Here is a 15,439-nt window from a genome sequence, read left to right as displayed (position 1 = left end):
TTCCCGTAGTGTCCGGGTTCGGCTGCGTGAGCCGTAGTTCCTCTAAATCACTTCCTGGAGAATCTCTGTAATGTCCTTAATCTCTATATCGTCGGCATGATTCGTGACAAGCTTGCTGTCCTCAAAAGCGAAGACGCAATAAGGACAGGCAGTAGCCAACACTTCAGCGCCGGCACTGATAGCCTGTTCGATTCTCAGGTTGGAGAATCTCTCATGCTTTTCCGTTTCCATCCAGACTCTGCCGCCGCCCATGCCGCAGCATAGACTTTCTTCACGCAGTTCAGCCATCTCGATCAGTTCCAAGCCGGGTATGCTCTTTAAAATACTCCGGGGTTCGTCATATATGCCATTATGTCTGCCAAGGTAACATGGATCATGATAGGTTACCTTCTTAGCATACTCTTTGTTTACAGTAAGTCTTCCTTCATTTATCAGTTCATTGATATACTGTGTGATATGAACAACCTCAAAGTTGGCCCTGAATTCGGAATACTCATTTTTGAAAGTGTGATAGCAGTGGGGGGAGGAGGCAACTATCTTTTTCACACCGCTGTCAACAAAGGTCTTGATATTCTCTCTTGCAAGGCGCTTGAATAACGCCTCGTTTCCAGTTTTACGCACACTCTCGCCGCAGCATAATTCTTTGGAGCCTAATATGCCGAAATCTACTCCTGCCTTCTTGAGGATACTCGCAGTGGCCTGGGAAACTTTCTTCAGTCTCGGGTCATAGCTAGGATAGCAGCAGGGAAAATAGAGTATTTCAGTATTCTCATCAAACTCCTTGACGTCCAGGTCTTTTGCCCAGTTTGCCCTGTCATTCGGTTCCTGTCCCCAGGGGTTTCCCACACTGGCAATATTTGTCGTGGTGCTGCGAAGGCTGGGGATACTCGCAGGAACAACACCATCCGGCACCAACAGTCTGCGGACAGACCTCATAACATCGATTATTTTTACGCCTCTGGGGCATCTATCAGGGCATCTCCCGCAGGTGGCACAGAGCCATACGTCTTCGGATTCGAAAGGAATTACACCAAATTTTGACTGATTTACAATTTTGCGGACAAAAAATTCCCTTACACGATTCCAGGGACATACGGTCTCACATTTTCCGCATTGATAGCAAAATTTAAAGGTTTCTCCGCCTGTTTCTTTTAATCCATCTATTACTACTTTATAGGGTTCTAAGGGAAAAATTTCCATTATCTTATTATCCTCTTATCTGGCCTTGATGTGTTAGCTCTTCTGCGCCATCCTGGCAACGGTATCAGCGATCGTCTCTAAACCGTATTTGTCTGCCAATGCTTTCAATCCTAACTCTGCATCACCCGGTTTCTCTTCTTCTTCCACTTCCTCTTCCCGTTCTTCGTAAATCAAGGCATCATTAAGACACCACTGAACACACAAGGGCTTTTCTTGCGGCGGATCATCTTCGCACATATCGCATTTGAGAGGAAGACCGGAATCTGGCTCTTTGAAAGCGTCCCTGGATGGGCAGGAAGCCCTGCAGAAGCCGCATTCATCGTATTCCTTGCCGTCAATAATATATTTGTCTCTGCCCATGCATTCGGCTGGAGTATACTCGCCCGCATACACAGGAACGTATACGTCCCTAACGGGATGGCGGATCATCCGAATACGAGACCTTGCCGGATTATTGGTACTATATCTTGGTGTAGCGTGAAAGGCTGAGCAGATTACTTCACATGCCCGGCAACCATTGCACTTATCAAGATCCACCTTTATTGTTTTGATTATTTTCTTTTTTTTCTCGCCCATGACAATTACCACCTATTTATTTTATTTCAGTTTTTTTCACGCCGAAGCTTTTTCGACGGGAGCGGTTTCATCATAGATACCTCTCTTCTCAAGGTCTTCGGCAACATAGCCCAGATCCAATGTCTGCAAAGTCTCCTTTGTAGGAACACCATCATTGTTCCATCCCTTAAACTTGTAATAAGCGTCCAAAAGCTGGGCTTCAAGCTCAGGGAATCTTTTCTTCCAGTGGTCTTCGGGCGGCACCTCATCAGCTCTCCTCAAGCCTTTTCTTACATTAATGGCTCTAAGCAGATTTCGGTTCCTGTTATATATTTGTGTGAGACCGGCTTCATCCATATCCATCCCCGTCGCTGCCGAGATAAATTTCGGGTAATTGTGCATATGATAGGGAGGCTTCAGGGGGAAAGACGACAAACCTGCGCACACTCCGAGGGCGTCATCAATGTAGTGCATCTTCTCCTGCCAGTCAACAATGTCAACAGACATATCAATAGTCGGGTAATACGGGTTTGAGTGTTCTCCACGGAATTCCCAGTCCATAACAATCTGCTTGAACTTATCATCAGGACATTGAATCCAATCGCTAATAAATTCCTCTCTCTCCTCCTTGGTCGCAAAAGGCGCCTGGGGGAACTGTCCTTCAATCTGTGTAATATTTATCTTCTCACCGGTAGCATACATAAGGAAATAAACGGGATTCAGCATGCCAAGTTTGAGAGGCAACTGTTCATGTTTCTTGATATTATTATGTGCATATGCTTCTGCACCGTTGCCGATCTTCTGGGCTGCCCAATGTATACCATCGGCTAAAATATCCCCTATTCCTTCCCGCCGGACAATTTTGTCGAGCATCCAGTAAAATTTCCCCGCGTTATCGGAAGGGCATCCTGCAAAGTCTGCTTCACTCAGAATACCTGCTTCTCGAAGCTCAAAGCCGAAAGCCATAATCTGCGGGGTCGAGAACCCGTCCACTCCATACTCTGTAGCGCGTTGAGCTATTTTAAAACCGAAATCTATGTCGTCTACAAAAGCCGCCATTGTATAGGTCAGTTTTGAGAAGCATTTCATCATGTAGGTGGAAAGTCCGGGGACAGAAATTATTGCACCGCATTTCATCGGACAGTTATAGCAGCTTATTAACCGAGTCCGCACAGTCTCCTGAACCTCTTTCCATCTATCTTCGACTTCCTTGGTCCAAAAATCTTTTCTCCGGCTGCGGGCATTTCCCCAGGAGAAATTTTCCGTGTGCCACTGCTCATCAACGTGCAACATCTCCTGCGGTGACCCAAGCCCCTGTAAAATAGTCATTACGTTAGGCACAGGATTCTCGTTTCGGAATTTTATATATTTCAGCACGTCGTTGCAGAGCTCTATAAATTCAGCCGGTCGGGCAAGGTTGATGTCCTTTGTCCCACGAACAGCTATCGCCTTTACTCCTTTGTCTCCCATCACAGCACCTAAACCAAGTCGGCTGGCACTGGAACGGCCCTGTTCGATGGAAGCCGTATAGACCCTGTTTTCACCGGCCAGACCGATAGCAGCCACCTGTGCATTCGGCTGATTCAACTCCAGTCGAATAATTTCCTGAGTCTCAACAGCGCCTTTACCTCGGAGATGGCTGGCATCACGTATCTCTACTTTGTCATTGTGTATCCATATATACACCAGATTGGGGGACTTGCCGCGTAAGATGATTTTGTCATAACCGGCATACTTCAATTCCGGTGCAAAAAATCCTCCCATCATTGAATATCCCATTAACAAAGTCTGCGGTGAGTACGCAGTGACAATGGTACGATTAGCGCCGGGAGCAGGTGTGCCGCCTAAAAGGCCGCTGCCGAATATAAGCGGAATATCAGGAGAAAAGGGATCAGCTTCAGGGGGAACCCTATCCCACAATATCTTTGAGTTTGTACCTAAACCTCCAAGATGTAGTTCCGTTAATTTCGGGTCAGTTTCTACCCGTTCAATGTTTCCTCGTGTTAAATCAATTTCTAAATTAAAACCTGTTTCTCCGTACCTCATGTTTTATCACCTCTATGTGTCTTTTTTGCTCATCCAGGTACATTCGTAATCACAATTTTTACCGTATGGATTTTTTATTTCTCCATCATTATATTATAACAAAATTAACAAATTAAAAAAGTACATGTCAAGTAAAAAAGAAAATATTCACAAGACTATAAAGCAGCTATTCAACCGCTATAATTAGATAATTTGAAACTCAATGACACCAATAATACCATATAGGTACATATAGAGAACAATAGTCTTAGCATAAGGTCGACTTACATATCCTGAAAATGGTCTAAGCATGGTTTTTAACAGAAAAGTCAAACAATAAAGCGTGGTTGAGGTCAGCTTGAAGCGTTAAAATATTTTCATTTGAGACTAATATTAAGACTTCAAGCTTCATCGAAGCCTGGAGGAGACTACGCTATGCATGTAAATTGAGGTAAAATAGAGAAAAATTGCACAAAGTACAACTGATATTTAACATAATATTCCAGCACAATCTCCTGCTCGGTACAATCGGTCAATTAAAGTTACCCGATTCGCTTTTCGACAATTCAAGGGATTTCAATCGTAATCTTCCCTTTCTTGTAACCCTTCAGGGTTGAAAGCATTCCAAAAATCGTGCTTTTGCAGAAATCGGCGGTGAAAGGGTTCAATGCAATGTCTTTGCTATCCACTTTTATGGAAACCTGTGGATTGAGAGAAACACATTCTTCAAGAGTCGTCGTTCCCGACACAATAGCCTTAGCCAGCGCTTCACAGCTTGTGTAGACACAGTGACCACAATCAAGAGCCGGCAATATGAAACCCTTTTTCCGTTATTATATCCGCCAGTATTCTGCAATGAGCATCGTCCATTATGTCGTAATCTCCGAGTTCTTTCTTAAAACTCACAGTGGCAATTTCCAATCCGTTGCAAAGGTCCTTCTTTTCCGATTCTTCACGGAGACAAACAATCTTGGGGAAGGTCTTGTTGTCCTTGAATCCCTCCACGAGTAAGATATCACCATTGAAATATTTCATAATCTCATCTATTTCCTGCTTGCCCTTTAAAATAATTTCGGCTTGCTGCTCGTTTAAGACCGCAACAAAATCTGAAACTTGACAGTATCGGGCGGAATCTGTAGCCGGTAAATCAATAATATCTTCCGTATGTTTGATGACGCCCACAACCAATCCCTTTTGGGCGAGTTCAGCAGCCAACCGCACGCCCAGGGTAGTTTTGCCGCTCTTCTTATAACCGATAATGCCTACTGCTTTCATTGCAGCCCCCTCAGCTTTCTTATCAAAACCCTTTTATGATCCACACCACTATTTTTGGACCAAGGAAGCATCGGTCAATTCCGGTCTTGCTCATACTTTACCTTTCCCGTGTCCTCCACGTTGTAGCCACCCAGGGCAGAAAGTCTCTTCTTGAATTCAACGGAGGTCAGAATATCCATGAGCATGGTAAACCTGCTGTCGGTCGTGAACTCTTTTGTCACAAGGAGATCATACTCTTCTTCTGCAAGGGGAATAAAATCAAGTGAGAGTGCTTTTGCAACCGAGTAAATACCAACCCCTGCGTCTGTAATCAATTCTCTAACAATGATCCCTACAGAGGTATGAGAAGATTCTTCTCTATCATACCCCTTAATGTCATCTTTGTGAAGACCTTCCCTGGCGAGAATTGCATCGAATAGAATTCTCGTGCCTGAACCGAACTGGCGATTGACGAATCTTACCTCTGGTCTTGTAAGATCAGCCACGCTCCTTATACCTTTAGGGTTACCCTTTGCAACAAAAAGTCCCTGAGTTCTTTTTGCAATATGGATCAGCTTCACCGCTGTTTCCGGCAGATATTTCTGTATGGCGGGTATATTGTATATATGCTCTTTCTCGTCAAGGATGTGTGTCGTGGCAAGCGGTGTAATGCCCCTTTTGAGTGCCAGGATGCCGCTTAAGCTCCCTGTATGCGTTGAAATGAGGTCCGTGTCCGGATGTGTGCTCTTCAACAAATCACGCATAACATCGAGTGAGAGATCATGACTGCCTATGATATGGATCCTTCCTGCGATCTCTCCTTCATCCCGGAGCAATTCGCATGTAACCTTTTCAGCCTCGTCGTAGCCTTCTATATTCTCAGGTATGATCACGATACCGTCGGCCTTTGCCACCGAAGAGAACAGACTGGCTCCTCGCGCCAGGGGAATTGCATGATATACACCATTGTTCTCAATGAGGTTGACTCTGAACATCTCTTCGATGCCCACCCGTGAAGGTATCTTGTAGGCAGTCTCGCAAGCCACCGTCCTTCCATACTTCTTTATTTTCATGAGCTTCTCAAAAAGGGGAACCAGAAAAGTTCTGAAGGTCATTACAGCCGATACAGGATACCCGGGAACGCCAAAAACAGGCTTATCATCGATAAGCCCGAACATAGCAGGTTTGCCGGGCATCATGGAAACACCGTGAAAGATGATCGTCCCCAATTCCTCGATTACTCCCTCTGTGTAGTCCTCTCTGCCGGCGCTGGAGCCTGCATTGATAAGGACTACGTCATTCTCCCTGATTTCATTGCGAACAGAAGCGAGAAGATCCTCTTTTGTGCGGGCGATAGCCGATATGCTAAACTCGTATCCCGTCTCCTCGGCCATACATTTGAGAGTATAGGAGTTAAAATCTATAAGCCGGGGTTCTCCCTGAGGATCTAATTTCTCGTCAAATATATCGATCAGCTCTTTTCCTGTAGGGATGATCGCCATACGGGGCCTTTTACGTACAAACACATGTGTAATACCGGCCGATATAAGCATGCCCACGTCAAAGGCAGTGATGCTGTGATTGACAGGCAGAAGCATGTCGCCTTCGATCACATCTTCCCCGACCATACGAACGTTTTGCCAGAGATAGACGGGTTTCCTGATTGTAATATGGTCTTCGTGCTCTTCCACATCTTCTATCATAATGACTGCGTTGGCGTCATGGCGCAGTAGATCACCTGTATTTACCGGATCGATATTGCTGCGCAACAGGTCCATGGGATGCATCAGATCGGCCCCGATTGTCCTTTCAAAGGACACAGCATAACCATCCATGGCAGAGCACAAAAAAGGCGGATTGGAAATGCATGAAAAGAGCGGCCTTGTCGTTATCCTTCCCCTGCATTCGTAAGCAGGCAGTTCTTCCTCATCTTCGATATGTCGCGTAACAGCAAGTATCTTAAATAGTGCTTCTTTTTTTGTAAGTGTTTTCAGGTATCTTTTCATCATGGCCTCCTTCAGGTTATCGATGTTAAAGAAGCAAAAGCACAGGGACCACAGCAGTATTCATATGAACAGAGAGACCTCAACGGTTTCATCTTTCTCAATCCCCTCGACACCGTTAGGAACAACAACATATCCATCTGCCTGCGCAAGAGGAGCAATGACAGCTGATTTCGAAAAAATAGGCTGCGCGTGATACCGGCCCTCTTTATCCTTTTCTACGGTCACTCTGACATACTCTTCGATGCCGTAGGTGGAGGGCACGTTGGTGGTCATAAGAGCATGTATTGTAGCCTCGCCGTGATACTCCTCTCCCTGAAGACGTCTCACCAGGGGAATTACAAACCGGACCACCACCATGGCACAGGAACCAGGATGACCCGGAAGTCCGAAAATGGGCTTTCCAAAGAGCTGTCCGAAAATGGCCGGCTTACCTGGTTTAATATTGATGCCGTGGAAAAGTATTGTCCCCCCCAGCTTTTCTATGGAAGTGGTGATAAAATCCCTTTCTCCCTTGGAGCTTCCACCGGAGATGAGGATCATGCTGTAATTGCTCGCTAACGAAAGCTTTTCCGTTATGTCCGGTATGTTGTCCATGGTACGACCGAGAAAATGAGCATGGGCTCCCGCACTTCTCAGAAGTCCCGACACTGTATACCTGTTGATATCGCGTACCTTTCCGAGAGGAACTATTTCATCAACACCAACAATCTCATCGCCTGAAGAGATGATGGCAATCTGCGGAACTTTATAAAGCTCAACCTCCGACATACCAATGGCTGCCAGGACACCTCTGTCAAAGGCCGTCACCTTCCGTCCTTTTTTCAAAACTACCCCGCCTTGCGCGATGTCTTCACCTTCATAACAGATATTCTCTCCCTGATAGACGCCTCTCGTTATCTCCACGGCATCTGTCGCAGGTCGGACATACTCGTGCATCACAACAGCATCGCAGCCTTCCGGAACCATGGAGCCTGTGGCCACGTAGATGGCCTCTCCGTCAAAGAGGGGAGTGTATGCTTTCTCTCCTATTTTTACTTCACCCTTGAGGTTAAGCAACGCCGGGGTAGTCTCCTTCGCGCCCTGCGTATCCTTTGCCTTCACGGCATAGCCATCAACAAGAGACCGGCTAAAGGGCGGTATTGCGCTATTAGAAAATACGTCTGCTCCGAGGACCCTTCCCTGCACATCTTCGATCCCCACAGTTTCCGTACCTATTTCTACGGGAAAGGCTCCGATGATCTCATGGGCCTCTTTTGCTGTAATCGCTTTCAAAAAATCCACATTACACCTACCTCGTTAAATATAAAGTATTACGCGAGCCATGTCAAAATCCCGCTTTTAGTGACAAAAAATAATAATTTTACCTAAATTTATTCATAAATATCTTGATGTGGAATATTAAAACCTGCAAATAATCGCATTAAAAATAATTTTGACTAAAGTTAGGTATAGTGCACCACACGTTTATACTAACCGCGTATCCATCTTTATGTGAGACATTCATGGAAAGGGAACCTACCAGAGTATAGAGATCTGAGACAGCTACACGGTGACACTGTCAGCCAGGGCAACATTCTCAGCAGGGAACAGTTTTAAACTTGCCAGGATCAAACAAAATGTCTCTTTCAGTCCAGGAGACATGCCTTTCATGGCAATATCCTTTTAGGATTAGGAACGGCTGATCCTCTCCGGGTGTGTGAAAATAGTTGCACCGCCATTGCGAACAGAAGCACAAAGCGTTATGCCGCAATGTAATGCGGCGTCCAGTGCAAGCGAAGTCGGGGCGGAAACCGCCAGAATAATCTCAATCCCTGCCAGACTGCATTTAGAAACCATCTCGAAGCTTACCCGGCCGGACAGCACAGCACCGGTGCCTTTGGCTACCTTCCCCGCAAGCAGAATTTTACCTATGGCCTTATCCAGGGCATTATGCCGGCCGATGTCCTCGGCGAATGAGACCTCATCCCCCTTGTCATCGAAGATGAGAATCGCGTGTGTACCTCTCGTTTTTTTAAACACATCCTGTTTATCGTTCAGTAACGCCATTACGCGGTTTATAGTTTCAGTATCGATGCACAGCGTGTTGCCCACCGGTGGAAGGTCGGCAATCCTTTCCTGCATGTCCGTGCTTCCGCACATTCCGCACGAGGAGACAACCAGCATGTTGCGGCCTGGCGTGTCAGTATCTTTTTTCGGCGGATTGTTCAGCCGTACACGCATCATTTCCGTGAAGTCCAGGCAATCGGCCAGCATGGCAATATCGTCTATTCCCTTAATGATACCTTCAGAAAACATGAAACCCACGGCCATGGGGCGCCTGTCATCCGGGCTGCACAGTATTGTATAAGAATCTACGCCCTCGACATCGATTGTAAGCGGTGCCTCGACAGCTATATTTGTAGTCTCTTCGATCCATTTGTTTTCGGGGCCGGAAGCGGGCAGACGCATAATAGTAACTTGTTTCGATGATGATGTTGTCATTTCACGCACCCAAATTCTTTATGATATTATTAATAGGAGAAACGATAGCAGAAGTCAATAGGAAACAATATCTTTCATCAGGAGAAACGATAGCAGAATAAACACACAGATTGAGGGAGGGATTAAAAAACGGATATGGGAATAAGATCAGTTACATAATATGAATATAAGGATTTTCATTACAGTACTACGCGCATGTAAACATTATTGGGCGTCTCAAGACATTGGAAAGAATTTTCCTGCGATGTTCAATGTCATCATGATTAGTAGAGATAGAGGGTTGAATTGAAACAGGGGCAGGATCAATAACGGAAGAAACATCCTTACCAGAGGTAATACTATCATGCAAATATTCAGTAAGCTCTTTATAATACTGTTCAATTTCGTTATTTTCCCAGAAATCTGTCATATTCAATTACCTCACTTTACACTTTTTTAATGTTTTCATCTCCAATGACACAATACCTTCAATTTACCGCCCTTTGGTACAACCCTAATAAAAAAACCGCCAAAGACGATTATTTTATATCGCATTCGGCGGCTCGGCTGTCTTTTGCTAAATATTAAGACCCGTCAGCTTTCCGTCCCACTCTCACGAGTAGTTTGGCTTTATCGAATCAGTTAAACAATGTATAACATTTAATCTTGTTTGTATGTAGGGCAATTACTACAATGCATGTAGGAAAATTGCGACAAATGTTGTGTCCCGATGGTTAAATTATAAATGCAGTCATGATTTATGACTGTTATCCTCAATATGATGCCTTGTCATAGCACGTTTCAAATGGCAGTCAACGGCCAGGCACATGTAAATTGTTGTAGATATTATCAGGTTTTTAGACATTAACAGACCTGTTAGTATTGAGAAATTATTTTTCTTTTGTTATTCTTATCACATGCTGAAAAGCAAATTCCTATAAGTTCTCTAATACGGTTTAAAAGGAGAGATAAAATGGCAATAAGAACCGGAGCAAACATGATCCATCAAGCATCTGCAATACAGATATTTGCAAGCAGGACAGATATGATAAAGAATGGCTTAAAAGGGGCAACTATCGATAAGGGCGTGCTTCATATAGATAATGTGGATGCTTTCAAGGGTTCATTGCCCACATTGGCGGCCAATGCGGCTGATTTTGGTGACAGAAGCGCTCCGACAGATGTTCAGGCATTGTCCAGATGGATAATAGGTGAAGGCGCACAACAACTCAAAGTAAAGCTGGCCTCACCCCAGGAAGCGTATATTGCAATAGCTGAAGGCCGAATAAATAAGGAAATGTCTTTTGCTGCAATAAATATTCGTGTAGGTACATTAGACACCGCAAGGGCGATGTTCAAGGCTGCCAAAGATAACAAAGTCGGGGCGTTCATTGCTGAAATTGCCCGTTCTGAGATGGGCTATACCAGTCAAAGCCCGGCGGAATATGCCGCGGTTCTTCAGGCTGCAGCAATGCTGGAAGATTTTGAGGGTCCGCTTTTCCTGCAAGGTGATCATATACAGTTAAAATCCAAACCGGTCCACGAAGGCGGACCAGGGGCAGAAAAGGAAATAAACACACACAGAAAAGTTATTCAGGATTTATTGGCAGCAGGTTTTGGATCAATTGATCTGGATATGTCTCCCTTTGAGCGAAGAACCGAAGAGAACCTGTCTTTTGAAGAGCAGCAAACAGAAAATGCCAGATTAACTGCCGAGAAAATTGCTGATGTAAGGGCGCTGGAAAAAAAGCTTGGAATTCCCTGGACAGTGTTATTGGGTGGTGAAACGGGTGAGGTCGGGAAGATGAATACCAGGAAGGAAGACCTTGAAGCTTATGCTGAAGGTATTATTGCAAATATGAAACGGTTGGGAATTGATCCTGTACTTGGTATTCGTAAAATAGCTGTAAATGATGGCACCTCCCACGGAGGCACCCCGCTTCCGGATGGATCAGTAGCCGATGTTGCCATAGCTTTTGACATATTGAAGATGGCAACAGATTTTGGCAAAAAATACGGATGGGCTGGTTCGGTTCAGCATGGGGCATCAACATTGCCGGATAACGCCTTCAGCTTGTTCCCGAAAAATAAAGCGGTAGAAGTTCATCTCGCTACCGGTTTTCAGAATATTACTTTCGATACCGGAATCTATAAGGTAAAAGGTGCACAGAGCGACATAGAACAATTTTTAGCTGATAAATTCAGAGGGGAATGGAAAGCCGGTAAGACTTTTGCGCAGTTTGCGTACAGTACGCGTAAGCAAGCAGTAGGTCCTTTCAAATGGATGACATGGACTATGCCGGAAGATATCCGGGCAAAAGTTGCAGAGAATCTGTATGACCAGTTTACTTTCTTGTTTGAACAACTTGGGATAATTGATACAAAAGATTTAATTGCCAAATATACTACAATCCACGACTTTCATCTGCCATACCCGGAAGAGGCAGCAACTTCTTCTGCTACAAGTGGTAAAGAAGATACCAGCGATTTGGCAGATTAGTTTTCAATAGACCTCCCCTCGCCCCCTCCCGCAGAGGGCGGGGGGATACAGTTGTCCAAAACAGAGCTTCGAGGAATCTATTGAGTAAATAGAGCCCGAAAAAACACTTTTTTATATTTGGATGACAGTTGAAATTATAAACACTGGTAGGTGTTGTCAAAAGCCCCGCTTTAACAAGCTGATATCTTTTTAATTTTCTTATCATTTATCCCATCATTCAGGACATGCCTCAACCTGAAAAGCAGAATTTTCCTTGCTTATAAATCTGTTTGTTTATAGTTAAAGCAAGTAATTTTCTATTTTCATTTTTTGATAAAACTGAAAAACATGAAAGTTTACTAACAACTTCCAAAGTTCATGCTTCGCAGTTTTTGCCAGAAGCACTGCTTTCTTCCCAAAATGCGCACTGCGTGGCTTTTGGCTGTGGTACTGCTGCCTTCCTGCAATCGAGTTTTTGTCACTATCTCTAAAAGTTTAACATTTCAAATGGTAATAAATTTGGTGATTCTTCTGAAAAATTAGCCTCTCTCCGATCGATAGTGAGCAATTACTGCATGTAATATAACATCGGAATGTTAATGTTATATTGCAAAATTTGTCCCGTCATCTATTTTTGAAATGTATTGTATCTATCTGATTTTCTGGGAATTATTTTTCAATGTTTAATTATTTAATTTGTTGACATATTTCATGGCAAATACTAATATTTCGGAAATTACTGCTTGCAGTATATTAACTGTTACACCCAAATGGAAATGAGGACACGACATGGGCATCAGCAATCTCACTGTTGATAAGGTACGACAAAGGATTCAGTCTTTTGACCAATCATATGTGGATGACTGGAACACCTGGTTGTCAGTCAGACGAGATTATCCATTAGATCACGCTGCACCGGAGTTTGGACGGATACTTCGTAGGTGGCAGGCCTGTCGCCCGAATACAATGCGACGCTGCCGTGATGATGCTACCCATGACGCACCGTACCTTGAAGAGCTTGTCCATGACGGCTTGGCTGTTGCGGCTGAGCTGAACGGGTTTAACCTGCGTCACGCAAATACAATGAGCCATACCACCGAAGATACTTTGTTCCGACTTTGGGACATTTTCCGGCACCTATCTTACGCGGGTCGTTCTCGCCACGGTTTGGCGGGGGTGGTTGGGATTTCCAAAGCGGTTCTTCTCCTCACAGAGGGTCGAGTGGGTCCAGCCTTTGATTCAAAAGTCAGAAAAGAGCTTAGGATTACCGACATAAAAGACGCCAGAAGCTGGATTACGAATCTGAATAGAGTGGCTGGAGATATTACTGCTTTTGAGCAAGCAAACCTATGTAGTCTGAGAGACGCCGTTCCTCATGAGTATCAAAGCCTGCACTACGGAAGGCTCTACGACATGATATTAGGACCTGGAAGGAACGTGGTGTAACAAGTGCGTGCATCCGATCGCCGAAAAAGCCGGCTCCGGGTGACGCCTACGTTAGGGGCAAGATAAAAAAGTCATAGGAGGAAAATTATCATGCTTCAGCCGGAGAATCAGCCGAAGAAATACGAACATTTGTTTAGCGATATTGATCGCGGCATTATAAAGGTTCCAAAGTTTCAACGCGATTTTATATGGAGCAAGGAACAATCAGCCAAGTTAATCGATAGCATTATCAAGGGCTTCCCTATCGGGACGTTTATCCTTTGGAAAACCAAAGATGAACTCCGCCACTTTAAGAATATTGGCAATGCAAGATTGCCTGAAATACGGAAAGGTGATTTTGTCCACTATGTTCTGGACGGTCAGCAGCGTGTCACTTCGCTGTATGCTGTCAGAAAAGGCGTAGTTTTTGATAAGGAAGGTGAAGTCATAGATTATAGGGACATAGCAATTAATCTTGAACTCAGTCCTGATGATGATGAAGATATTGTTTTAACTGAAATCAATGAAGGTGGTTCCTCAATATCCGTTCATAAATTGTTGAACGGTCAATTAACGGAGTTGTTCGAAGAATATTCAAAGGATCAATTGAAGAAAATTGAATTATACAAGAACCGGCTTACAGGTTACGATTTTTCTACAATCGTCATATCAGAATATCCTATTGATGTAGCCTGTGAAATATTTACTCGAATTAATACTGGTGGTACTGAACTCAGCCTTTTTGAAATAATGGTTGCCAAAACTTACGATCAAGCCAAAGGGTTTGACCTTGCCGAGGAGTATGAAAAACTTATAGATAGTAAAAATAGTGACAAAGATTTGACTACGGCAAATTATGATACCATGGCTTCGCAGGCTATCCTGCAATGTATCTCTGCACACTTGTGTAATCAGGTCAGAAGAAAAGACATTTTAAAATTAAACAAGACCACTTTTATAAAAGAATGGCCTACAGTCAAGGCGGGGATCTTTTCTGCTATAGACTATTTACGGTCTCATTTGCGTGTCACGGTTTCCAGAATTCTACCATACAATATTTTGATAGTACCCTTCTCTTATTTCTTCATACGCAATAAAGGGAAGAAGCCCACAAAAATACAGAATCTCTTGCTTACACAATATTTTTGGTGGGCATCTTTGTCTGGTCGGTTTTCATCCGCCCAGGAAAGTAAGGTTGCATTGGACTTGACCAAAATGGACAATATATTAAGAGAGAAGCAGCCATCCTATCGGGGCGAAGAGGTCAACCTTGAAATAGACAAGTTGAAATGGTATTGGTTTAGCACGGGAGATGCTTTCTGCAAGTCTATTTTGTGCCTGCTATCTTATTTTGAACCAAAAGCATTTGATACTAACAGTGTTGTGACGCTTGATAATTCTTGGCTAAAAATTGCAAATAGTAAAAACTATCATCATTTCTTCCCCAAGAGTTATTTGGAAAAGCAAGGCTATGAATCGTGGCAAGCAAATAGCCTCATGAATATTACCTTCGTTGATGATTATCTAAATAAGAGTATTGTCCGTGCAAAGGCACCCAGCAAATATCTTGCTGAGTTCAAGAAGAATAATCTCGATTTTGACAAAACCATGTCATCCCATCTTATTAATCCCGATTCGTATGGTGTTTGGGAAAATGACTACGATAAGTTCATTAATAAGCGGGCCCAAAAAATGCTGAAAGAATTTCACAAGAGATTGAATCCCGCAATATGAGGTTCAGCATAATGGCATGGCACAGACAGGGGCAAAATAATAGAAAAGCCCCTAACAAATCGCTCAAGAGGGACTCCGGCTATGCTTGCGGCATAACCTCCGCCCCTTAGCTTGATCGTTCTGCTCTGTTTCTTCCCGTAATTCACTATCAAAGTCAAAAGGCCATATACTGGACTTGTAGGTGCTATACGTAACAAAGTCTGCTTTGCCTTATTATTTTGGTTAGTTACACATCATTTCACATTATCCCTAATCCATGCTTTCGTGTCAACAATAATTTCATCAATTAACGGTTCCAATT

12 protein-coding genes and 1 riboswitch are annotated in these 15,439 nt (G+C 43.9%); of the genes, 3 read left to right on the top strand and 9 right to left on the bottom strand.

From position 1 onward, the window contains the following. Positions 1–42: 42 nt before the first annotated feature. The 9 genes from NT010_11670 to NT010_11630 all read right to left on the bottom strand — a co-directional run bounded on the left by NT010_11670 (position 43) and on the right by NT010_11630 (position 9,930). Entirely contained in the window at positions 43–1,200 is a 1,158-nt protein-coding gene (locus tag NT010_11670) for a (Fe-S)-binding protein (protein MCX5806700.1), read from the bottom strand. A 33-nt stretch (positions 1,201–1,233) separates the two neighbouring features. Further along, entirely contained in the window at positions 1,234–1,776 is a 543-nt protein-coding gene (locus tag NT010_11665) for a (4Fe-4S)-binding protein (GenBank protein MCX5806699.1), read from the bottom strand. Between the two features lie 36 nt (positions 1,777–1,812). After that, complete coding sequence (locus NT010_11660) at positions 1,813–3,801, bottom strand: aldehyde dehydrogenase (protein ID MCX5806698.1); 1,989 nt, start codon at positions 3,799–3,801, stop codon at positions 1,813–1,815. A 545-nt stretch (positions 3,802–4,346) separates the two neighbouring features. After that, the gene (locus NT010_11655) at positions 4,347–4,592 is read right to left on the bottom strand and encodes a hypothetical protein (GenBank protein ID MCX5806697.1); all 246 of its coding nucleotides are present in this window, start codon (positions 4,590–4,592) and stop codon (positions 4,347–4,349) included. Beyond that, on the bottom strand, positions 4,579–5,055 hold the full coding sequence (gene mobB / locus NT010_11650; GenBank protein MCX5806696.1) for a molybdopterin-guanine dinucleotide biosynthesis protein B: 477 nt from the start codon (positions 5,053–5,055) through the stop codon (positions 4,579–4,581). Before mobB ends, NT010_11655 begins: the two co-directional genes overlap by 14 nt. A 74-nt stretch (positions 5,056–5,129) precedes the next feature. Then, complete coding sequence (locus tag NT010_11645) at positions 5,130–7,043, bottom strand: molybdopterin biosynthesis protein (GenBank protein ID MCX5806695.1); 1,914 nt, start codon at positions 7,041–7,043, stop codon at positions 5,130–5,132. A gap of 57 nt (positions 7,044–7,100) precedes the next feature. After that, positions 7,101–8,312, bottom strand: coding sequence for a molybdopterin molybdotransferase MoeA (locus tag NT010_11640; protein MCX5806694.1), 1,212 nt, complete (start codon positions 8,310–8,312; stop codon positions 7,101–7,103). Positions 8,313–8,708: 396 nt separating this feature from the next. Next, positions 8,709–9,521, bottom strand: coding sequence for a formate dehydrogenase accessory sulfurtransferase FdhD (fdhD, locus tag NT010_11635; protein MCX5806693.1), 813 nt, complete (start codon positions 9,519–9,521; stop codon positions 8,709–8,711). Positions 9,522–9,708: 187 nt separating this feature from the next. Continuing rightward, positions 9,709–9,930 (bottom strand): hypothetical protein, encoded by a 222-nt coding sequence (locus NT010_11630; protein ID MCX5806692.1) that lies wholly within the window; start codon positions 9,928–9,930, stop codon positions 9,709–9,711. Between the two features lie 124 nt (positions 9,931–10,054). Further along, positions 10,055–10,139, bottom strand: a riboswitch (cyclic di-GMP riboswitch). Between the two features lie 334 nt (positions 10,140–10,473). Between NT010_11630 and NT010_11625 the strand changes: the two genes are divergently transcribed. The 3 genes from NT010_11625 to NT010_11615 all read left to right on the top strand — a co-directional run bounded on the left by NT010_11625 (position 10,474) and on the right by NT010_11615 (position 15,138). After that, positions 10,474–12,000: a class II fructose-bisphosphate aldolase gene (locus tag NT010_11625; GenBank protein MCX5806691.1), complete on the top strand. Its 1,527-nt coding sequence runs from the start codon at positions 10,474–10,476 to the stop codon at positions 11,998–12,000. A gap of 1,200 nt (positions 12,001–13,200) precedes the next feature. Further along, entirely contained in the window at positions 13,201–13,425 is a 225-nt protein-coding gene (locus NT010_11620) for a hypothetical protein (GenBank protein ID MCX5806690.1), read from the top strand. 90 nt (positions 13,426–13,515) lie between these two features. Continuing rightward, positions 13,516–15,138, top strand: coding sequence for a DUF262 domain-containing protein (locus NT010_11615; GenBank protein MCX5806689.1), 1,623 nt, complete (start codon positions 13,516–13,518; stop codon positions 15,136–15,138). Positions 15,139–15,439: the final 301 nt, after the last annotated feature.

The organism is Pseudomonadota bacterium (genome assembly GCA_026388275.1).
Taxonomy (GTDB): domain Bacteria; phylum Desulfobacterota; class Syntrophorhabdia; order Syntrophorhabdales; family Syntrophorhabdaceae; genus JAPLKB01.
The sequence above is the reverse complement of the archived record's forward strand: the minus strand, read 5'-3'. Positions and strand labels throughout refer to the sequence as shown.